Source organism: Pseudogemmobacter sp. W21_MBD1_M6 (assembly GCF_052119585.1).
Classification (GTDB): Bacteria; Pseudomonadota; Alphaproteobacteria; order Rhodobacterales; family Rhodobacteraceae; genus JBGQOJ01.
Window position 1 is genome coordinate 19,774 of the sequence record NZ_JBGQOJ010000014.1, and the last position, 19,669, is coordinate 39,442.

A 19,669-nucleotide genomic window follows, 5' to 3' on the forward strand; every position below is an offset into this window, starting at 1 on the left:
GCAAATCGGATAAATGTTTTGTTTTACAAGCTTAAACGGGTTTCACGGCGCGGGGCAACGCCAAACAGCGGCGCATTTTGTGCGCTGCTCGTGGTTGAGGCGCAACCTTAGGGATTCCCTTCCCACAATAGTGACAGCGTCATGTAATTGACGCGCATCTCACGATGGATAGAACCTGCCTCTGCCGCCTTTTTGGAATCTGCGGAAGCATCTTCTTTGTGCTTTCGTCTGCACCTGATAGCCAACCTCTTGGAGGTGCAGCATGTCCAAAAATGAAATCAGGCCCAAGGGGACCAAGCGGCGTCGAGGCAATACACTCGAACATTGGGAAGTCGGGATCGCGAAGGCCATGATAAATCGGGGCGGTCTTTTCACAAATGATCAAGACATTCTTGCCTATTTCACACGCCCCACCCGGTCGATCAATCATCGTCTCATAAGCGAAATCCGATCCGAGGCCAAACACAGGACAATCAAGGCCGCAAGCGATGACGACCTTGATGCCTTTGTCTCGATGTGGCCCGATATTGATCACGAGACTGGTCTCAGCCTTCGTGGTGACGAACTTCTGATCAAGGCACGCGAGGCCATGATTGCCGCTGTCCAAACGTTCAATTCGGCGGGCCTGACGTTCCGGGCTGAACTGTTCATCGTTACGGCAATTATCGCATGGACATACCTGCTTCATGCATGGCTTCGACGCGAAGGTATGGACTATCGCTACCCAGGCCAAAAAACGAAAGAAGGGGCCGATAAGTTCTGGGAGCTCGGCCAATGCCTCAAGCATGACAAATGCCCGGTTAAGGGTGGCGCTGTGACGAACCTGCACTTCCTGATCGAAATTCGACATGAAATTGAACACCGGTCAACGAACAGGATTGACGATGCCTTGGGCGCAAAGTTGCAAGCCTGTGCGCTGAACTTCAATGAACTGCTGAAAAGGGAGTTCGGGGCTCAGTATGGCCTTGAAAAACGGCTGCCACTGGCCCTCCAGTTTGTCTCTTTCGGGCCTGAGCAACGAATGGCCCTCAAGATGGCGTCGGACCTACCCAAGCATATAGCATCAGCGATCGATACGTTCGAACATGAGCTCAACGCCGATCAGATCAAGGATCCAGCCTACCGGATGACCTACGGCTTTTTCCCCATGGCTGCGAAAAAGCCAGGAGCAGCCGATACCGCCGTGCAAATCATACCAGCAGGCAGTGCGATGGCTGATGAGGTCGAGAAGATAATCTTCAAAGAGGTGAACAAGGAACGCTACCCCCCGGGCCGCGTGGTCGAGAGGGTTCAGGCCGCCGGTTTCCCGAGGTTTCGCATGCACGACCATATCCGGCTCTGGAAGAGCCTGGATGCGCAGAAGGACGGCAAAGGCTACGGCTACGGCTGCGTCGGCGACTACGGCAACTGGGTCTGGTTTGACCGCTGGTTGGATCAGGTGCTTGTTCACTGCGAGGCTGAAGGCGACAAATTTCGATGACACTGGGTCAGGCGACTCTGATGACCTCCCCCGAGGAATTGCGCTAAAATCATGCCTTTTGGCCAGAACCCTGCACGGGGCTCCGGCTACTTGCCGTAAGCTAAGGCCCGGCCATACCCGGCGGGCCCGATGTCATCAATCCAGGATCTGTCCCGTCGGGCAGCGCCAAGGCATCAGCAGACCATAGTCGATGTCGCCGCGCGTGCGTTCGATCTCATCGACCACCCAGTCAGGTATTGGCCACTTGCTTAACACGGAACAGGGAGCGGGGAGTTTTGTAGGTTTTGTAGGTTTTGTCCGTAGAAGAAGAGACTCTAGGAGTAAGTCCTGCTCGACCATCCATCCGGCGTCCCGTTTCTTGATTATCGTAACCGCCCCACGCTGACCTCTAGGGGCAGCCACAATCGCGAGGTGGAATGCCTTTAGTGTCGTCATGACTTTTCTGCCGACCGCCTGGCTGAAACACCGTCCGAATTTGGTGGGGGCTTGATTTTTCCGCTATGCTTAGGAGTTTCAAGAAATTTTAGCAAAACGTAAAAGGTGTATAATTGAGGGGATACCTCAAACCCACCTTGGGGTTAAACTGTTTATTATCAATTAGTTAAGTAAAAATTATGGTGCCCCCACACGGACTCGAACCGCGGACCCTCTGATTACAAATCAGATGCTCTACCAGCTGAGCTATAGGGGCATTGAGGCTCATTTACGAAATCATTTCGGCTTATGCAAGCCCTAGCGATTGGTTCTTGCAAGCAAAATTACAGCAAGCAGTCCAACACCGATCACAAGGATTGCCGCAGGGGATGCGTCGCCCAGATTTTCAAGCGAGGCCTTCTCGTGGACGCGGGTCGCAAGGGTGTCGTAGTTGAACGGGCGCAGCAGCAGCGTTGCGGGCAATTCCTTGACGCAATCGACGAAAACAAGCAGCAATGCCGTGCCCACGGACCCGCGCATCAACGGCATATAGACCGCGCGCAGGGTGCCTCCCGCAGATCGACCAAGGGATCGCGCCGCCATCGGCAGGCTGGGCGTCACCCGTCCCATCGCGGCATCCGTGGCCCCCTGTGCGATCGCAAAGAACCGTACCACATAGGCGAAAACAATCGCAAACGACGATCCGGTCATCAATAGCCCGGGGTCAAAGCCGGTCCAGCCCTGCACAAGATCGGCAAATGCATTGTCCGCCGCCGCCATGGGAATCAGGATCCCCACCCCCAGAACAGCCCCCGGCGCGGCGTAGCCGATGGTTGTCAGCGGCAACAAGGTGCGGGGCAGACCGCGCCCCGCAAGCCGCACCCCGTAAACCATGAACAGCGCCAGCAGCACTGTCAGCACCGCCGCCGCGCCACCCACAACCAGCGTATGCATCAAGGCGCGGATCAGGCCGGGATCGACCCATGCCGCGCCGCTTTGCACCGCATAGGACAGAATCACCGCAGCAGGCAGAACAAAGCCCACAAGGAACGGGAAGACGCACAGCGCCGTTGCCAGCCACCCCTGCCATCCGGCCAATGCTGCGGGCTCGACGGGGCGCTGTTGGCGCGACAGGCTATAAAAGCGGCTGTTGCGGCGGCTGGTTTTCTCCAGCGCCACCAGCCCCAGAATCAGCGCCAGAATCACCACCGCGATCTGCGCCGCTCCGCCCGCGTTACCCATTTCCAGCCAGACGCTGAAGATGCCTGTGGTCAGGGTTTGCACCGCGAAATACTCGACCACGCCGAAATCGTTGATCGTTTCCATCATCACAATCGCCGCCCCAGCCGCAATGGCGGGACGCGCAAGCGGCAGCCCGACCCGCCAGAAGCGGGCAAAAGGCCCCGCCCCCAGCGCATGTGCCACCTCGTAGCTGCACCCGGACTGCTCGCGGAACGCGGCGCGGGCCAAAAGATAGACATAAGGAAACAAGGACGCAGACAGAACGATCACAGCCGAGGTACGCGACCGGATCTCGGGGAACCAGTAGTCACGCGAGGATGTCCAGCCGAATGTAGCGCGCAGTGCGGCTTGCACCGGACCGGAATAGTCCAGAAAATCCACCAAGGCATAGGCGCCGACATAGGCCGGAATGGCCAGGGGCAACAACAGGGCCCACTGCAACCAGCGCACGCCCGGAAAGCGGTACATGGCCACAAGCCAGGCGGCGCCAGTCCCGACGCAGGCCGACAGGACGCCGACCGACACCATCAATATCCCCGAGTTGCCCAGATAGCGCGGCAAGGTCGTGGCAATCAGATGCGGCCAGATGTTTTCCGTCGGGAAAAACGCCAGCCAGATGACAGCGATGATCGGCATAAGGACCAATGCCGCGATCAAAAGGGCCCCGATCGACCAGAAATCGACAGCCAGACGCGGACGACGCCATGTGGTAAGTTGAGTGTTTTGCTCGGTCATGCCGAACGACTTAACGGAAAGCGGTTTCCCTGTCCAGAAAACCCCGTATATTGCCCGCAATTGAAACAACCGTTCACGGAGCATTATGCAGGTCGTTTTCCACATCGGCGCCCATAGCACGGATGAAGACCGCCTGCTGAAAAGTCTGTTGAAAAACAAGGCAGAGCTGGTAGGCCAGGGCATAGTCGTGCCCGGCCCCAGCCGCTATCGCCAGCTTTTTCGCGAAACGGTGCAGTCGCTGAAAGGTGCGCCAGCCCCCGCCAGCGTTCAAGAGCTGCTTCTGGATGCCACAATGGACGAGGACGAGGCAGACCGCCTGATCCTGTCGAACGAGCATTTCATTTGCGTCGTGCCGCGCATTTTCGAAAACGGTCGCCTCTATGACCAGACCGAGGAAAAGATCGCCGCTCTGTCGAACCTCTTTCCCGGGTGTCCGGTCGAATTCCACCTTTCGGTCAGCAATCCGGCAACCTTCATCCCCACCCTTCTGACGCGCACGGACAATCTGACATACGATACGCTGCTTCAGGGCTCCGATCCGATGGGCCTGCGCTGGTCGGATATGGTCGGACGGATCCGCGCAACAAGCCCCTCTGCCGCGCTGACGGTCTGGTGCAACGAGGATACGCCGCTGATCTGGTCACAGCTCTTGCGGGAAATATCCGGGGCAGAGCCGATGACGAAACTCGTCGGTTCGTTCGACCTTCTGGCCGAGATCATGACCCCCGACGGGATGAAGCGTTTCCGCGCCTATCTGGAATCGCACCCGCCACAGACCGAAGTGCAGTTGCGCCGCATCATCTCGGCATTTCTGGATAAATTCGCGATAGAGGACCAGATCGAGCTTGAACTGGACCTTCCCGGCTGGACGGATGTCTACGTCGACACACTGACCGAACTCTACGAGGAAGATATGTACCGGATTCAGCGCATGCCGGGGGTGAATTTCATCACCCCCTAAGCCCCTCGATCAGGACGTCGGCCTCAGCTCATCCCCAGCGCTTCTTTGTAAAGCTCCAGAATGGCTTCTTCTTCGGCGATGTCATTGCTGTCGCGCTTGCGCAACGAAATCAGCTTGCGCAGGATCTTTGTGTCGTACCCGCGCCCCTTGGCCTCGGCCATGACCTCTTTTTGCTGATCGGCAAGGTCTTTCTTCTCGGCGTCCAGACGCTCGATCCGCTCGATGAACTGGCGCAGTTCGTCGGCGGTCACGCGGTAGGTTGCATCGGTGGATGTGTCGCTCATGTCTGGCCCCTCAAATCATCTGGAGGCACTGGATACCCGCCCTGCCCGCGCCCCGCAAGACACTTGCCATACCGCACCGCATCCATTAGCGCATCTGTGGGTTTATCGGCAGGAGCACGCGCAATGGAATTTCTGATCTGGGCAGGCGCTACAGTGTCTATGACCGGCCTTGCGGGGCTGGTCTATTGTATCGTCGTTGCCGCCAGGGCAAAACGCGCCAATCTGTCCGAACCCGACATGCGCGCCCGTCTGCAACGGGTCGTGGTCATCAACCTCGGGGCGCTTTTCCTGTCGGTCATCGGCCTGATGATGGTCGTCGTCGGTATCTTTCTGGCCTGATCTTTCACGTTCTTTGTTCTAAAAATATCCGCGCCGCAGGCAAATCGTTTCAAAAAGGTTTTTTTGCGCTTCGCGCGAGAGTATTTGGACCGAGAAGAATGGATCAAGCCTCGTTCAGCCTGTCGAATTTCCAGCCGTTCTTGATCAGCTCGCCCAACATCGGGTGGGGCGACCATAGTGCATCGTCCTCGGACGAAAGGTCGCGCAGGTCCTTATGAAGACGCGGCAATCCGGTCAGATCGGCGGCCATCATCGGGCCACCCGCATGGCGCGGAAAGCCGTGGCCGTGGATCATCACCGTGTCGATGTCGGACGGGCGCAGGGCGATCCCTTCGTCCAGCAGTTTCATACCTTCGTTGGCCATAGCCGCCAGACAGCGCCTGCGGATGATGGCGGGGGCAAAGCTGCGGGGGCTGATCCCTTTCGCCTCGCGTTCGGCGGCGATCATCTGCAGCACCTCGGGGTCGGGCTGTCCGGTTTTGCTGCCTTCGGGATACTGGTAGTAGCCGCGCCCGGTCTTGCGACCGAACCGCCCGGCCGCGCACAGCCTGTCGCCCAATGCGACATAATGCGCGCCTTCGGCCCGCGTCGGGGCGAGACGTTTGCGCCGCGCCCAGGATATATCCAGCCCCGCCATATCCAGCACCTGATAGGGCCCCATTGCAAATCCATAGCCCCGCATCGCCGCGTCCACCTCGAAGGGGGACGCGCCCAGTTCAACGGTGTAATCCGCCGCAAGCCGGTAGGCCGCCAGCATCCTGTTGCCGATAAAGCCATCGGTCACGCCTGCGCGCACCGCCGTTTTTCCCAGCCGTTTCGCCAGCGCAAATCCGGTTGCCACGGCATCGGCGCCGGTTTCACGCCCCACCACGACCTCGAGCAGGGTCATGACATGCGCGGGCGAGAAAAAGTGCAGGCCGATCACATCGCCCGGTCTTTGTGTTTCGGCCGCCAGCACGTCCAGATCCAGATAGGAGGTGTTGCTGGCAATAATCGCGCCGGGCATCAGCACCGCATCCAGCCGGCCAAAGACCTGCGCCTTGACGGCAAGATCCTCGACCACCGCCTCTATTGCGAGGTCCGCGTCGGCCAGATCGGTGTAGTGCAAGGTGCCCGACACCCGCCCGAGGCGCGCGGCGCGGTCCTCTCGGGACAGCGTGCCGCGCGCGGCTGCGCGGTCGTAAATCTGCGCGATCCGGGCAAGGGCGGATTGCAGGCTGGCGGCATCGCGCTCCAGCAGTTTCACCTCCAGCCCCGCGTCAAGATGGGCCACCGCGATGCCCGCGCCCATCAGCCCGCCGCCGATCACCGCAACGCGGTGGATGGCGCGGGCGCGGCCCGTTGCCAGTTCCGGCACCTTTGCGGCGCGGCGTTCCGCAAAGAACGCGTGGCGCAGCGCCTTTGACTGGTCCGATGCGACAAGCTCGTCGAAGGCGTCCCGCTCGAACGCCATCCCCGCCTCGAACGGAAGCAAAGGCGCCGCCTCGACGCAATCTATGATCCGCGCGATGTTGTCCTGCGGCGCGCCCGCCATTGCCGCGCGCCGCGCGTTGACCGCTGTCTGATAGGCGGCGGCATCGGTAAAGCCCTGTGTCACGTCGCGTGTCGGGCGCGGCCCCGCGCCCCTGTCGCGCAGGGATTTCGCAAACGCCGCCCCTGCGCTTGGCAGATTGCCACGCACCACCCCGTCGATGATGCCCTTGCGGCTGGCCTCGGCCACGCCGATCGGTGCGCCGGACAACATCAGGTCCAGCGCCGCATCGGCGCCCATCAGACGCGGTGCGCGTTGGGTGCCCCCCGCCCCCGGCAAAATCCCCAAAGCGACCTCTGGCAATCCCAGCTTTGTTTCGGGATCGGCCAGGCGGTAGTGCGCGGCCATTGCCAGTTCCAGCCCGCCGCCCAGCACCGTTCCGTGCAGCAGGGCGATCACGGGTTTCGGGCACTGCTCTATCCAGTCGAAAATCTCGGGCAACCAGGGGTCTTCGGGCTTTTTCCCGAACTCCTTGATCTCGGCCCCCGCAGGAAAGGTGCGCCCCTCTGCCAGCAGCACAATCTCTTGCACGACCGGGGCCGCCTCAAGCCGGTCCAGCGCGGCCAGCAATCCGACGCGCACCGCATGACCCAATGCGTTCACAGGCGGGTTGTCGATGGTCACAAAGGCCGTGCCATCCAAGATCTTTACGGTTACCGGATCACCCATCGTCATGTCTTTCCCATTACACCGACCGCCATATGCAAAAGCACGGGGATCGCCTCTGCATAGCGGCGCGCCGCCTGCGGATCAGAAGCATTGCCCCCTGCCGCGCGTCCCACCACACCTTCCAGTATTGCCGCCAGACGGAAAAACGCAAACACCAGATAGAATGGCCAATGATCCGCCACCGTCAATCCACGCCTGTCGCAATAGGCGGCGACATATGTTTCCTCTGATGGCAGGCCAAGGGCGCGGCGGTCAAGCCCGCCCAGCCCGCGCATGCCGCCCTGATGCGGCAAACGCCACTGCATGCATTGATAGGCCAGATCGGCCAGCGGATGGCCCAGCGTCGACAGCTCCCAGTCCAGCACGCCGATCACCGCCGCGCTGTCGGGGGCAAAGACCATGTTGTCCAGCCGGTAATCGCCATGCACCAGCGCGACCTGCCCGTCATCGTCGGGCATGTTTGCGGCCAACCAATCGATGATCCGCTCCATTTCCGGCGACGGGCGCCCCGCCGAGGCACGGTATTGCCGCGACCAACGCGCCGTCTGCCGCGCAAAGTAATTGCCCGCATGCCCGAAATCCGACAGCCCCGCACGTCCCACATCGACCGAATGCAGCGCCGCCAGCGCGGCATTCATCGCATCATAGATCGCCCCGCGCTGCACCCACGACTGATCGGGCAGCGCAGGATCCCGGAAAATGCGCCCCTCAAGATGGCTCATCACAAAAAACCCGCGGCCCAGCGGCCCGCTCTCGTCCGCCAGATGCAGCATCTTCGGCACCGGCACCGCACTGCCCGACAGCGCCTGCATCACGCGGTATTCCCGCTCGATCATATGCGCCGAGGGCAGCAGCGCGCCCGCAGGTTTGGTCCGCAGGACATAGGTGCCGCTGTCGGCGTCCAGCCTGTAGGTGGGGTTTGACTGGCCACCGGCGAATTTCGCGACGCGCCGTAGCCCGCAAAACCCCGGAACGCGGGTCTGCAAGTAGGCGCCAAGCCGGTCAATATCAAAGCCAAGTCCCTGATCCATAGCGTATTCTTCGACCAGCCCCCCCGGCATTGCAATCCCTTGATTGACAAGCCCGCAGCAGGCGGCAACCCTGCCCCCGATCAGGAGACAGATATGACCGGTATGAACCTTGGGATTACAGACCGCCTTGCCCCCCTTCTGGAACAGGTCAAGGCCATGGTGCGCGACGACATCGCACCGCTGGACGAGGTCTTTCTGGCCGAGGTCGACATCGGCGACCGTTGGCAGTTTACCCCGCGCCAGACCGCGATTCTGGAGGGCCTGAAGGCCAAGGCAAAGGCGGCGGGCCTGTGGAATTTCTGGCACGCAGGTGCGGGGCATGGCCTTGGCACCGTCGAATACGCCTATCTGGCCGAGGAAATGGGCAAAGCGCATCTGGCGGCAGAGGTCTTTAACTGCAACGCCCCCGATACCGGCAATATGGAGGTCTTTGCGAAATACGGAACCCCCGCGATGCAGTCGCGCTGGCTGGCGCCGCTGTTGGCGGGCGAGATCCGATCGGCCTATCTGATGACCGAACCGCAGGTGGCCTGTTCCGACGCGACCAATATTGCCATGTCCTGTGTGCGCGACGGCGATGATTTTGTGCTGAACGGCGAGAAATGGTGGGCGACAGGCGCGGGCGATCCGCGCTGTGCTGTCTACATCGTCATGGTGCGCACCGGCGGCGACGGGCCAAAACACGCGCAACATTCGATGATCGTGGTGGACGCCGCGACGCCGGGTATCCAGAAACTGCGCCCGATGCAGGTCTACGGGCATGACGACGCGCCGCACGGGCACATGCACATCCGGTTCACCGATGTCCGCGTTCCGGCGGACAATCTGTTGCTGGGGCTTGGGCGAGGCTTTGAAATTTCGCAGGGGCGCCTTGGGCCGGGGCGCATCCACCACTGCATGCGGGCGATCGGTCAGGCGGAAAAGGCGCTGGAACTGATGTGTCGACGGTCGCTGGACCGGCACGCCTTCGGCAAACCGCTGGCGCAACTGGGGGCGAATTACGACCATATCGCCGATGCCCGGATGGAGATAGAGCAGGCCCGGCTGTTATGCCTGAAAGCCGCGTGGATGATGGATCAGGGCGATGCCCGCGCCGCCGCGCCGTGGATCAGCCAGATCAAGGTGGTGGCCCCCGCGATCGCGCTGAAGATCACCGATCAGGCCGTGCAGATGTTCGGTGCGCAGGGCATCAGTCAGGACACCCCGCTGGCCCGCCAATGGACCCACCTGCGGACCTTGCGGCTGGCCGATGGACCCGACGCCGTGCACCGTCGCCAGGTGGCGCGGGCCGAACTGCGCCGATATACGCAGGACCGGATCTAGACCGGCATATTGTCGAACAGCTCGTCGGCACCGTCCGCAGACAGCTCTTCTTCCAGCTTTGCCAGATCCTCGGGCACCGGCAGGCCCAGAACATGCAACTCTGCGATTTTCTCGCGCAGCTGCTCTTGCAGGATATGTGCATCCTCTGGGCGTTTCTGGATTTCGTCCAGCAGCAGATAGATACCGGCCATAAATTGTTCGAATGCCATGGGTGTCCTCCTTTTCGGGATCAGCGGTTTTCCGGATCGGCGCAGGTCTTGCAGAACGGCGTGTAGGGCAGCACATCCAGACGTGCGTCCGAGATCGTCTCGCCGCAGGAAACACAAACACCGTAGGTGCCGTCATCCATCCGCGCTAGCGCAGCCTTGATCATACGCGTTTCCGCCTGTGCTGTCAGCCCCATCGTCTCCAGCACCTCGTCATCCTCGCGCTCCAGCGCCAACTCCTCCCAGTCGCGATCCGGGGTCTCGTCCAGCGCGTCCTCTATGACATGCAGCCGATCATCAAGTTCGGCCAGGCGGGCGTTCAATGCCTTGCGTCGTTCCTCAAGTGTGACCATTCCATCCTCCAATGTTGCAAGATCACAGTTGCAGTCGGCCGGACGGTGCGCATTGACACAGGTCAAACCTGCCGAACCATCTTTACGAAACCTGAACCCCGCGCTACTGAATCGTCCATGGATATACGCACCCTTACCCCCGCATACGCCGTCAGCCCGCAAATCGAAGTGGGCGACATTCCAGCAATCATCGCTGCGGGCTTCAAAACGGTTATCTGCAACCGTCCCGACGCCGAGATCCCGCCCCATATGCAGGCGGCGGCAATAGAGGCGGCCGCAACACAGGCCGGGCTGGTGTTTGTCGTCAATCCGGTCTCTCCGGGCATCATGACCGAGGACAACGTGAAGACCCAAGCCGGGGCAATCGCCGAGGCGACAGGTCCGGTTCTGGCCTATTGCGCATCGGGCAACCGGTCCTCGATCGTTTGGGGCATGGCCAACGCCGGCACCTTGCCAACGGACGAGATCATCGAAACCGCAGCAAACGCCGGCTATAACCTTTCCGGTCTCCGCGCCCATCTGGACGCATTGGCACACCGCTAGTCCGGGGTCGCTCCGGCGGGCGACATGCCGGGCCCCGCAATCGGCCTCATTCCGCCGCCGTGGCCATTTTCGGGGTCTCGGGCGGCGAAATTGCCGCAGGGCGCGGGTCCGGGGGCAGTGCCACATCCGGCGCGTCGTGCAAAATGCGCAAGGCCCTGAACCCCGCCGATTGCCCCAGCTTGGCGCGGCCATGCGTCATGCCATCCGCCCCTTCCAACCGCAGATTGACCAGCGCCGATGCGGGCAGCGTTACCATGTCGCCGACGGCCCATTCCGTGACCGTGGCCAGCGGCAGGGTCAGGCGGTGCAACACGGCGGTCATCTGCACCTCTGTCCCCAGAACCGTGCTGTGCAGCGCGGCGGTCCAGCCTTCGTGCGGGTCATCGGCGGGAACGGCGGCTTGCACCTGCTTCGGATCGCGCGGCAAGGCCAACAGGATTTCGCCCTGCTTGGCCCCGCCCCCCAGATCGACCGACAGCCGGAACACCCTGTGCGGCACGTCGTCAAGGATAAGCCCGAGCGTGCGCAGCTGATCGACATAGACGCCATATGTGAACCCGCCGGCCCAGACCGCAGCCGGGTCCTCTGCCAGGGCCAGTCCGAAATCTACAACCATCCGGTTTATCACCGGTTCGATCATCGCGGCATCGGTGCGGGTCGGGCGGCGCGGGGGGGCGGGTGCGGGTGTCACCCGCCCCAATGTCTGCACCTCGACAAGGGCTGCCAGCGCCTGCGCCTCGATCATCACAAGGCCCAGCGCACCATCCGGCCCTTCCAGCACCGCAAGCAGCGCATCGCCGTCAAGCGCCGCCAACAGCGGATCAAGCGCGGCCATTTCCTCGGTCACGCTGGTGACGGCCAGCGCAAGGCCAAGCACCTTGTCCGCCGCCTTGGACACCGCCAGCCGCAATGCCTTGACCACGGTCATCGGCGAGGCCCCCGCCACAGGCTGCCCCGCGTGGGCCTTGCGCCATAGAACCGATTGAATGCTGTCTTTCTCCATGCCGTGAACCGCCCCGGGCTTTGTTATCCCAGAAGTGGCAGAACGGGGTTACCAAATCATTGACGCAAGCGGGGCGCGGCAAGCCTTATGCCGCAGGCGGCGGCAAAGACACACGGAACGCCGCGCCGCCCTGCCCCGGAAGATAGGAAATCTCGCCGCCCAGCTTGGCCATGATCTCGCGGCAGATCGCAAGACCCAAGCCCGCGCCGCCCGCCGCCGCATGATCGCCAAGCCGCGAGAATTTCTCGAAGATCAGCGTCTGGCTTTTCGTCGGTATCCCCGACCCGTTGTCGATAAAATCGACATGGGTGCGCCCGCCTTGGTCCAGCACGCGGATGCGCAGCTCTGGCCGTCTGGCATCGCAATATTTCGCGGCATTGGCGATCAGGTTGATGAACACCTGCGTCAGGCGGTCGGTGTCGGTCCACAGCGGCTGATCCTCGGACACGTCCTCGCGAAGGATGACCAGCTTGTGCGCCTCATGGCCCGAATTCGTCGCCGCACTGGTCGCCGCAATCGCGCGATCCAGAAGCGCCGGCAACCGCCCCGCCTGCATGTGCAATGTGACCTGCCCGTTTTCCAGCACCGACAGATCCAGCAGATCATCCAGAAGCCGCGTCAGGCGGATGGCCTCGTCATGGATGATCGAGGAATAGCGCGTCAGGTCGCCCTGCGTCATCGCCCCGCCGCCATCCCGCAGAATTTCCGAAAACGCCCGGATAGAGGTCATAGGCGTGCGCAGCTCGTGGCTGATCTGCGACAGGAAGGCATCCTTTTGCACCGACAACTCTGTCAATTTCTCATTGGCGTCCCGCAATTGCCGCGCCGCCCGTGACAGTTCTGCCGATTTCGCCTCCAGTTGGTTGGAATATTCCAGCATCTGGGCGGTCTCGTCCGCCACCGCCATCAGGTCCTCGACAGAGACCGTCGCCCCGCCGACGATCTGACCGATCATCGCATGGGCCGTCGCCGCCCCCACGGACCCGGCAAGTTCCCGTTCCAGATTCTGGATGAATTCCGGTGTTGGATCAGGTAGATAGCCGCGTTTCCCCTGTGCCGATGCGGCCCTTTGAAAGATGCTTTGCGCCTCTGCCGGTCCGATGATCCGCTGTGACATCAACAACAGATCCTCGGTCTCGGCGGCGCCTTGGGTCCAGCCACGCGCGTTCGGGCTGTGGTCGAATACATTGACGAATTGCGCGCCCTGAAGCCGTTCCAGCGGGCCGGGGAAACTGAACATCGACACGATACAAAAGGCCGACAGGTTCAGCGTCATGCTCCACAACACCGCGTGCACAACAGGGTCCAGTCCGGTGATCCCGAACAGCGCCTGCGGCTGTAACCAGGCAATGCCCCATGGCCCCGCGTTCAGCAGGCTTTCGGGCATCAGAAACGAGGCGCCGAAACTGGGCAGCAGCAGGCAATAGGCCCAGACCGCAAAGCCGATCAACAGGCCCGCCGCCGCCCCGGCCCGCGTCGCCCCGCGCCAGAACAAACCACCCAGCATCGCAGGCAAAATCTGCGCCAGCCCCGCAAAGGACACGATCCCGATGGCCGCCAGCGCGGTGCCGCCGCCCGAAAACCGGAAATAGGCGTAGCCCAGCGCCAGAATCGCCCCGATCGACACCCGCCGCGCCAGAAGGATAACGGATCGCACGTCGCCCGACATGCTGGCCCCCTGTCGCGCAGAGCTAAGCCAGATCGGCATGACGATATGGTTCGACACCATCGTCGACAGGGCAATCGCCGCCACAATCACCATCGAGGTGGCAGAGGAAAACCCGCCAAGGAACGACAGCATCGCCAGCCCCTCCTGGTTCATCGACAGGGGCAATGTCAGCACGAACAGGTCCGGGTTCGATCCGGCAGGCATCTGGGACAGGCCGACAACGGCAATCGGCACAACAAACAGGCTCATCAGGAACAGATACAGCGGAAAGGCCCAGCTTGCCGTGGCCAGGTGCCGTTCATCCGCGTTTTCGACCACCAGCACCTGAAACATCCGCGGCAGGCACAAAAATGCGGCCCCCGACAGGAACGTCAGCGTCACCCAGCGGCCACTGTTCAACTGCCACTCGGCAATGGGCGAGGCGTCGATCTGCGCAAGGATGTCTGTCGGGCCGCTGGCCACGCCCCAGACCACAAAGACGCCGACAGCCAAAAGGGCGGCGAGCTTCACCACCGCCTCGACGGCAATCGCGGTGACAACGCCGTGGTGCCGTTCGTTCGCATCAAGGTTGCGCGTGCCGAAAATGACCGTGAACAGCGCCAGCCCCGCCGCAACCCAAAGCGCGGTCGCGTTCAGGTCCTGCATTTCCCACCCATTCGGAGAGGCAGCGGCGAACACCGCAAAGGACAGGGTAACCGACTGCAATTGCAGCGCAATATAGGGCGTGGTGCCGACCACGGCCAGAACGGTCACGATCACCCCCAGCAGGTTCGACTTGCCATATCGCGACGAGATCAGGTCGGCGACAGAGGTGATGCGCTGCGTGCGCCCGATCCGCACCAGTTTGCGCACGACCCACCACCAGCCGATCATCACCAGCGTCGGCCCCAGATAGATCGTCAGAAATTCCAGCCCCGACCGCGCCGCATAGCCCACCGCGCCGTAAAACGTCCAGGCGGTGCAGTAGATCGACAGCGACAGCGTATAGACCAGCGGTGATCGCAGCCACCCCAGCTTGCCCGCCTCCGCGCGGCGCTCTGCCAGAAAGGCGATCAGAAACAAGAAGGCGACATACCCGATACAGACACCGACAAGCAGGTTGAACGGAACCATCAGCGATCCCCGGTCACGGCAGTCGTATCGGCAGTCGCATCAGTCGTCACATCATTGGCCGTATCGGGTGTGCCCTTGTCCTGCGTCGCCCCCGACAGCCGGCGCGACAGGGCAAAGGCGATCATGATCAGCCCCGCCCAGACGGCGAACAGATAGATCGTGCCCCCTGCGGTTTCTGCCGCAGGTGTCGTGGCGGGTGACCAAAGGATCGGCACGCAAAACAGAAACGCGCCCGCAATCGGCAACAACCGCGCCGCGTCCATGATCCGCCTCTGCCGATAGGTCTGGCGGGCCAGAAACACGGGTTTCCCCTGTTCCCTCATGGCGTCACAAGGGCCCGGACAGAGGTCAGGATTTCCGCGTTCGAAAAGGGCTTGGTCATGAACCGGCTGACGCCGTAACGCTCTGCCAGCTCGCGGTCCTTGGTTTGCCCGCGCGCGGTCAGCATCAGAATGGGCAGGCCCGCCGTCGCCCCATCGGCCCGCAGATCTTTCAGGATGTCAAAGCCGCTGCGATTGGGCAGCATCACATCCAGGATCAGCACATCGGGGGCCTTTGCCCGCACCACATCAACCGCATCCGCCCCATTGGAATGGGTATCGACCGCCCACCCGTCGCGCGACAGGATAAACCGGATCGCCTCGATGATGTTCGGCTCGTCTTCTATCAGAAGGACACGTTTGCCCATCCGTATCCCCCTCCCAGAGTTATGTTTAGTCTTGTTTTCCATGACTATTGCCACAAAAACAGTCGCTGTCAAAACCCGTTCGACAAAATGGACGGCTCGCGTCGTGCGACACAATCGCTTTGCGGGCAGATCCGGCAGCTTGTTCCGATCCTTTGGGGCGGATTTTCGGGCAGGCTGACAAGGTCTTCGGGCAGGATCAGCATGGCCGCCTGATACACCGTCGGCCCGTCGAACCCTGCGGCATGGGCAGGTTGCGACATGGCGTAGGTCAGAAACCTGCGCCCGATACGGCCCGCCGGTTCTACCACGGTGCGCACCGGCACCATCGGACGGGTCAGCGCCTGATACAGCGGCCAAAGCGGACAGGCCGCGCCAAACCGGGGCAGCGGGAAATCATCCAGCGGCTTGCGGAAGGTCAGTGTGCCCGAGCCGTCGCAGACCACCAGCCCGATGGGCGGCGCACCTTCGGGCGTGGGCAGTGCTGCCAACCTGCGAAAGACCGACAAAAGATCAGTGCCGAATTCCGCCCCCAGCCGTGCGGGATCATATCCTGCGGACCGGGCGGCGGCGGTGAACCGCTCCAGCGGCATTCGCTCCGTATCCCGCCGGTAAAGCCGCAAGAACCCTTCGGCCAAAGACCGCGACGGGCTGCTGGTCAGTTCCGGCGCATCGGCGATCAGGCGCGCGGGCGGCGGGGGCAAGGCCCGCTCCAACTCCTCAATGTGGTAATCCCGCGCAGCAAGGAACGCCTCGACCTCTTCCTGGGGCGAGGTCAGGCTGGCCGCCGCATCACCCGCGCTGTCAAGATAGGACACCAGCGATTGCGCCCCCTCGGCCAGCCGAACGGAATCGTCGTAAAGGTTGCGGTGGAACCGCGCCTGCCATTCGGGATCAACGTCGCGCGTGTCTGCCAGAATGGACGAGGTCGACCGGATCGCGGTCACCGTCGACAAGACCTCGTGCAGCGACGCGGACAGAAATGGATCATGCGTCAGGCGGTCCGACAGAGTTTCCGCCGTCCGTTCCAGCGCTGCGGTGCGGCGGTGCTGATCGGCAATCAAACGCGCCCAACCCGGAAAGCGTCCGGCAAAATCCTCGATCTTGTCAATTTCAACTGCGCCGCGCCCTGCCCCGGCCGCCGCATCGCGCAGGGTTTCGATCAACGACGCCTCTGCCCCGCTGGTCAGGGCGGACAGGTCGACATCCAGAATGCGCGCGATATCGACCAGAAGTTTACCGCCGATTCTGCGCCGGTTATGCTCGATCAGGTTCAGATAGGACGCCGATATTCCCGCCTGACTGGCAAGGTCGCCCTGCTTTAGCGCTAACGCCAAACGGCGCTCGCGGATGCGGTTGCCGGTCAAAGTGTCACGTGGCATCGAATTTGTCCCGAGTTGTCAAAGGGTTTCTGCAAGTGCGCGTAAACTAATTTACAACTTACCTTACGACATTGAATATTTCTTTACAAAATAATTGTTTCTTTAAAAGCAGTTGTTGCGAAATTTTCGTATTCAGCACGATACTGTGAACAGCCTGTAAAAGGTCAGCGGTCGACGTTTGAGGAGACGGAAACCGCATTTCACGAAATGGGAGGATATTTATGTCCAATTCTAATCTGACACGCCGCGGCGTGATCAAGACAGGCGCCATTGCCGGCGCCGGACTTGCAGTGCCCGCGCTTTACACGGGTGGCGTTAACGCCGCTGCGCACACCGGCTTTACCAACGCACCACAAGGCGACACCGTAACGTTCGGCTTCAACGTGCCCCAGTCCGGCCCCTATGCCGACGAAGGCGCGGACGAACTGCGGGCGTTCCAGCTGGCTGTCGAGCATCTGAACGGCGAAGGCGACGGCGGCATGCTGCAGACCTTCTCGTCCAAGGCGCTGAAAGGCAACGGCGTTCTCGGCAAGAAAGTCGTGTATGTCACCGGTGACACACAGACCAAGTCGGATGCAGCACGCGCATCGGCCAAGTCGATGATCGAAAAAGACGGCGCAATCATGATCTCGGGCGGTTCGTCCTCTGGTGTGGCTGTGGCTGTTCAGGGTCTCTGCCAAGAGGCCGGCGTCATCTTCATGGCGGGTCTGACCCACTCGAACGACACCACCGGCAAAGACAAAAAGGCGAACGGCTTCCGCCACATGTTCAACGCTTACATGTCTGCTGCCGCGCTGGCACCGGTTCTGGAAAAGCTATACGGCAATGACCGTAAAGTGTATCACCTGACCGCCGACTACACTTGGGGCTGGACCCAGCAAGAGTCGATCCAGGCCGCAACCGAGGCTTTGGGCTGGACCACGGTCAACAACGTGCTGACCCCGCTGGCCGCGACGGACTTCTCGTCCTACATCGCGCCCGTTCTGAACTCCGGCGCGGATGTGCTGGTTCTGAACCACTACGGCGGAAACATGGTCAATTCGCTGACCAACGCGGTCCAGTTCGGCCTGCGCGACAAGGAAGTGAACGGCAAGAAGTTCGAAATCGTTGTTCCGCTCTACTCCGAGCTGATGGCAAAAGGCGCTGGCGCCAACATCAAGGGCATCGTTGGCTCGTCCAACTGGAACTGGCAGCTAGAGGATGCGGGCACAGCCGCCTTCGTCAAGTCGTTCGGCACCAAATACGGCTTCCCGCCGTCACAGGCCGCGCACACTTGCTACGTCCAGACCCTGCTGTATGCGGACGCGGTCGAGCGTGCCGGTTCGTTCAACCCTTGTGCGGTTGTCGCGGCCCTCGAAGACTTCGAGTTCGACGGCATGGGCAACGGCCCGACGCTGTATCGTGGCTCGGATCACCAGTGCTTCAAGGACGTGCTTGTTGTGAAGGGTAAAGAGAACCCCGAGAACGAATACGATCTGCTGGAACTGGTCGAGGTCACACCAGCCGCACAGGTTACCTATCCGCCGGATCACCCCATGTTTGCCGGTGGCGAACTGGGTGAATGCAACCCGGGCGCATAAGCCTACTCATCGACCGCACCTTCGGGTGCGGTCGTTCCTGCCGGAGCGGTAAAACCGCTGCCGGTCCACCAATCACATCAATCGGGTGGGGACATGGACGCGATCCTTCTGCAAATCCTGAACGGTCTGGACAAAGGCAGCGCCTATGCGCTGATTGCTCTCGGACTTACACTTATATTCGGCACGCTTGGCGTGGTGAACTTTGCGCATGGCGCCCTGTTCATGATCGGCGCGTTCTGCGCGGTCACCCTTCAAAAGATCTTTTCGATCTCCACAGAGACGATAGATCCGACAAAGCTCGACTTTCTCGGGAACCCTCAGGTCATCAAGACTCCTATTCTGGAAAGCTGGTTCGGGGTCGAGACCGGCAGTGCCATACTGGACTGGTCGGTTCCGCTGGCCATCCTGTTCGCCATTCCGATCATGGTCGCCGTTGGTTTCATCATGGAACGCGGCCTGATCAAGCATTTCTACAAACGCCCCCATGCCGACCAGATCCTTGTGACCTTCGGCCTTGCGATCGTGATGCAGGAAGTCATCAAATATTACTACGGTGCCAACCCGATCCCGACCCCGGCCCCCGAGGTTTTCCGCGGATCGTTCGATTTCGGTGTTCTGCTCGGATTTGATCCCAACGCGATCATTTACCCCTATTGGCGTCTGGTCTACTTCGGCTTCTCAGCCATGATCATCGGTGCGGTGTTCGCCTTTCTGCAATTCACCACCTTCGGGATGGTCGTGCGGGCCGGTATGGCCGACCGTGAAACCGTGGGCCTTCTGGGCATCAACATCGACAAGCGTTTCACCATAATGTTCGGCCTTGCCGCCGCAGTCGCGGGCCTTGCCGGAGTGATGTATGCGCCGATCAACAGTCCGAACTACCATATGGGCATGGATTTCCTTGTGCTGTCCTTCGTCGTGGTGGTTGTCGGCGGCATGGGCAGTCTGCCCGGCGCCGTTCTGGCAGGCTTTATGTTGGGTATTCTGGAAAGCTTTGCCTCGATGAACGAGATAAAGTCCCTGATCCCCGGCATCGACCAGATCATCATCTACCTGATCGCGATCATCGTATTGCTGACCCGTCCCCGTGGCCTGATGGGCCGCAAAGGCGTGATGGAGGAATAAG

18 protein-coding genes and 1 tRNA gene are annotated in these 19,669 nt (G+C 61.3%); 7 read left to right on the plus strand and 12 right to left on the minus strand.

What is annotated here, in order from left to right; all coding sequences use genetic code 11:
* Positions 1-262: 262 nt before the first annotated feature.
* The gene (locus ACEN2R_RS13890; RefSeq protein ID WP_442043202.1) at positions 263-1,480 is read left to right on the plus strand and encodes a DUF3644 domain-containing protein; all 1,218 of its coding nucleotides are present in this window, start codon (positions 263-265) and stop codon (positions 1,478-1,480) included.
* Between the two features lie 615 nt (positions 1,481-2,095).
* Here the strand turns inward: ACEN2R_RS13890 and ACEN2R_RS13895 are convergent.
* Both ACEN2R_RS13895 and ACEN2R_RS13900 read right to left on the minus strand, forming a co-directional pair.
* Positions 2,096-2,171, minus strand: a tRNA-Thr gene (locus ACEN2R_RS13895).
* 41 nt (positions 2,172-2,212) lie between these two features.
* On the minus strand, positions 2,213-3,871 hold the full coding sequence (locus ACEN2R_RS13900) for an ABC transporter permease (protein ID WP_442043204.1): 1,659 nt from the start codon (positions 3,869-3,871) through the stop codon (positions 2,213-2,215).
* 85 nt (positions 3,872-3,956) lie between these two features.
* Here ACEN2R_RS13900 and ACEN2R_RS13905 point away from each other — a divergent pair, with 85 nt between their 5' ends.
* Entirely contained in the window at positions 3,957-4,832 is an 876-nt protein-coding gene (locus ACEN2R_RS13905; protein ID WP_442043206.1) for a hypothetical protein, read from the plus strand.
* Positions 4,833-4,855: 23 nt separating this feature from the next.
* On the opposite strand, the gene ACEN2R_RS13910 is transcribed toward ACEN2R_RS13905, so the two are convergent.
* A complete protein-coding gene (locus ACEN2R_RS13910; protein ID WP_442043208.1) occupies positions 4,856-5,116 on the minus strand; it encodes a DUF2312 domain-containing protein in 261 nt (86 codons plus the stop codon).
* A gap of 123 nt (positions 5,117-5,239) precedes the next feature.
* On the opposite strand from ACEN2R_RS13910, the gene ACEN2R_RS13915 reads away from it, so the two are divergent.
* On the plus strand, positions 5,240-5,455 hold the full coding sequence (locus ACEN2R_RS13915; RefSeq protein WP_442043210.1) for a hypothetical protein: 216 nt from the start codon (positions 5,240-5,242) through the stop codon (positions 5,453-5,455).
* Positions 5,456-5,558: 103 nt separating this feature from the next.
* On the opposite strand, the gene ACEN2R_RS13920 is transcribed toward ACEN2R_RS13915, so the two are convergent.
* Both ACEN2R_RS13920 and ACEN2R_RS13925 read right to left on the minus strand, forming a co-directional pair.
* Positions 5,559-7,661 (minus strand): 3-hydroxyacyl-CoA dehydrogenase NAD-binding domain-containing protein, encoded by a 2,103-nt coding sequence (locus tag ACEN2R_RS13920; protein ID WP_442043212.1) that lies wholly within the window; start codon positions 7,659-7,661, stop codon positions 5,559-5,561.
* Positions 7,658-8,716: a phosphotransferase family protein gene (locus tag ACEN2R_RS13925; RefSeq protein ID WP_442043214.1), complete on the minus strand. Its 1,059-nt coding sequence runs from the start codon at positions 8,714-8,716 to the stop codon at positions 7,658-7,660. Before ACEN2R_RS13925 ends, ACEN2R_RS13920 begins: the two co-directional genes overlap by 4 nt.
* A 72-nt stretch (positions 8,717-8,788) precedes the next feature.
* Here ACEN2R_RS13925 and ACEN2R_RS13930 point away from each other — a divergent pair, with 72 nt between their 5' ends.
* A complete protein-coding gene (locus ACEN2R_RS13930) occupies positions 8,789-10,009 on the plus strand; it encodes an acyl-CoA dehydrogenase family protein (RefSeq protein WP_442043350.1) in 1,221 nt (406 codons plus the stop codon).
* Here the strand turns inward: ACEN2R_RS13930 and ACEN2R_RS13935 are convergent.
* Together ACEN2R_RS13935 and ACEN2R_RS13940 are read right to left on the minus strand one after the other, a co-directional pair.
* Positions 10,006-10,218 (minus strand): hypothetical protein, encoded by a 213-nt coding sequence (locus tag ACEN2R_RS13935; RefSeq protein ID WP_442043216.1) that lies wholly within the window; start codon positions 10,216-10,218, stop codon positions 10,006-10,008. The genes ACEN2R_RS13930 and ACEN2R_RS13935 overlap by 4 nt on opposite strands.
* 20 nt (positions 10,219-10,238) lie before the next feature.
* Positions 10,239-10,568, minus strand: a complete 330-nt coding sequence (locus tag ACEN2R_RS13940; protein WP_442043218.1) for a TraR/DksA family transcriptional regulator — start codon at positions 10,566-10,568, stop codon at positions 10,239-10,241.
* A gap of 117 nt (positions 10,569-10,685) precedes the next feature.
* Between ACEN2R_RS13940 and ACEN2R_RS13945 the strand changes: the two genes are divergently transcribed.
* The gene (locus tag ACEN2R_RS13945) at positions 10,686-11,111 is read left to right on the plus strand and encodes a TIGR01244 family sulfur transferase (protein WP_442043220.1); all 426 of its coding nucleotides are present in this window, start codon (positions 10,686-10,688) and stop codon (positions 11,109-11,111) included.
* Positions 11,112-11,157: 46 nt separating this feature from the next.
* Here ACEN2R_RS13945 and ACEN2R_RS13950 read toward each other — a convergent pair whose 3' ends face one another.
* The 5 genes from ACEN2R_RS13950 to ACEN2R_RS13970 all read right to left on the minus strand — a co-directional run bounded on the left by ACEN2R_RS13950 (position 11,158) and on the right by ACEN2R_RS13970 (position 16,963).
* On the minus strand, positions 11,158-12,114 hold the full coding sequence (locus ACEN2R_RS13950) for a FliM/FliN family flagellar motor switch protein (protein WP_442043222.1): 957 nt from the start codon (positions 12,112-12,114) through the stop codon (positions 11,158-11,160).
* Between the two features lie 85 nt (positions 12,115-12,199).
* Positions 12,200-14,896 (minus strand): ATP-binding protein, encoded by a 2,697-nt coding sequence (locus tag ACEN2R_RS13955; protein WP_442043224.1) that lies wholly within the window; start codon positions 14,894-14,896, stop codon positions 12,200-12,202.
* Positions 14,896-15,219 (minus strand): hypothetical protein, encoded by a 324-nt coding sequence (locus tag ACEN2R_RS13960; RefSeq protein ID WP_442043226.1) that lies wholly within the window; start codon positions 15,217-15,219, stop codon positions 14,896-14,898. Before ACEN2R_RS13960 ends, ACEN2R_RS13955 begins: the two co-directional genes overlap by 1 nt.
* Complete coding sequence (locus ACEN2R_RS13965; RefSeq protein WP_442043228.1) at positions 15,216-15,584, minus strand: response regulator transcription factor; 369 nt, start codon at positions 15,582-15,584, stop codon at positions 15,216-15,218. Before ACEN2R_RS13965 ends, ACEN2R_RS13960 begins: the two co-directional genes overlap by 4 nt.
* Positions 15,585-15,652: 68 nt before the next feature.
* Positions 15,653-16,963: a short-chain fatty acyl-CoA regulator family protein gene (locus ACEN2R_RS13970; RefSeq protein WP_442043230.1), complete on the minus strand. Its 1,311-nt coding sequence runs from the start codon at positions 16,961-16,963 to the stop codon at positions 15,653-15,655.
* Between the two features lie 221 nt (positions 16,964-17,184).
* Between ACEN2R_RS13970 and ACEN2R_RS13975 the strand changes: the two genes are divergently transcribed.
* Positions 17,185-18,543: a substrate-binding protein gene (locus ACEN2R_RS13975; RefSeq protein WP_442043232.1), complete on the plus strand. Its 1,359-nt coding sequence runs from the start codon at positions 17,185-17,187 to the stop codon at positions 18,541-18,543.
* Positions 18,544-18,636: 93 nt separating this feature from the next.
* A complete protein-coding gene (locus ACEN2R_RS13980) occupies positions 18,637-19,668 on the plus strand; it encodes a branched-chain amino acid ABC transporter permease (protein WP_442043234.1) in 1,032 nt (343 codons plus the stop codon).
* Position 19,669 lies beyond the last annotated feature (1 nt).

Excerpts from the sequence above, each read along its gene's own strand:
- ACEN2R_RS13930 (WP_442043350.1), top strand. The coding sequence starts at position 8,789 with ATGAACCTTGGGATTACAGACCGCCTTGCCCCCCTTCTGGAACAGGTC.
- ACEN2R_RS13970 (WP_442043230.1), bottom strand. The coding sequence starts at position 16,963 with ATGCCACGTGACACTTTGACCGGCAACCGCATCCGCGAGCGCCGTTTG.
- ACEN2R_RS13915 (WP_442043210.1), top strand. The coding sequence starts at position 5,240 with ATGGAATTTCTGATCTGGGCAGGCGCTACAGTGTCTATGACCGGCCTT.
- ACEN2R_RS13965 (WP_442043228.1), bottom strand. The coding sequence starts at position 15,584 with ATGGGCAAACGTGTCCTTCTGATAGAAGACGAGCCGAACATCATCGAG.
- ACEN2R_RS13945 (WP_442043220.1), top strand. The coding sequence starts at position 10,686 with ATGGATATACGCACCCTTACCCCCGCATACGCCGTCAGCCCGCAAATC.
- ACEN2R_RS13975 (WP_442043232.1), top strand. The coding sequence starts at position 17,185 with ATGTCCAATTCTAATCTGACACGCCGCGGCGTGATCAAGACAGGCGCC.
- ACEN2R_RS13890 (WP_442043202.1), top strand. The coding sequence starts at position 263 with ATGTCCAAAAATGAAATCAGGCCCAAGGGGACCAAGCGGCGTCGAGGC.
- ACEN2R_RS13980 (WP_442043234.1), top strand. The coding sequence starts at position 18,637 with ATGGACGCGATCCTTCTGCAAATCCTGAACGGTCTGGACAAAGGCAGC.
- ACEN2R_RS13925 (WP_442043214.1), bottom strand. The coding sequence starts at position 8,716 with ATGCCGGGGGGGCTGGTCGAAGAATACGCTATGGATCAGGGACTTGGC.
- ACEN2R_RS13950 (WP_442043222.1), bottom strand. The coding sequence starts at position 12,114 with ATGGAGAAAGACAGCATTCAATCGGTTCTATGGCGCAAGGCCCACGCG.
- ACEN2R_RS13910 (WP_442043208.1), bottom strand. The coding sequence starts at position 5,116 with ATGAGCGACACATCCACCGATGCAACCTACCGCGTGACCGCCGACGAA.
- ACEN2R_RS13935 (WP_442043216.1), bottom strand. The coding sequence starts at position 10,218 with ATGGCATTCGAACAATTTATGGCCGGTATCTATCTGCTGCTGGACGAA.
- ACEN2R_RS13920 (WP_442043212.1), bottom strand. The coding sequence starts at position 7,661 with ATGACGATGGGTGATCCGGTAACCGTAAAGATCTTGGATGGCACGGCC.
- ACEN2R_RS13960 (WP_442043226.1), bottom strand. The coding sequence starts at position 15,219 with ATGAGGGAACAGGGGAAACCCGTGTTTCTGGCCCGCCAGACCTATCGG.
- ACEN2R_RS13900 (WP_442043204.1), bottom strand. The coding sequence starts at position 3,871 with ATGACCGAGCAAAACACTCAACTTACCACATGGCGTCGTCCGCGTCTG.
- ACEN2R_RS13940 (WP_442043218.1), bottom strand. The coding sequence starts at position 10,568 with ATGGTCACACTTGAGGAACGACGCAAGGCATTGAACGCCCGCCTGGCC.
- ACEN2R_RS13955 (WP_442043224.1), bottom strand. The coding sequence starts at position 14,896 with ATGGTTCCGTTCAACCTGCTTGTCGGTGTCTGTATCGGGTATGTCGCC.
- ACEN2R_RS13905 (WP_442043206.1), top strand. The coding sequence starts at position 3,957 with ATGCAGGTCGTTTTCCACATCGGCGCCCATAGCACGGATGAAGACCGC.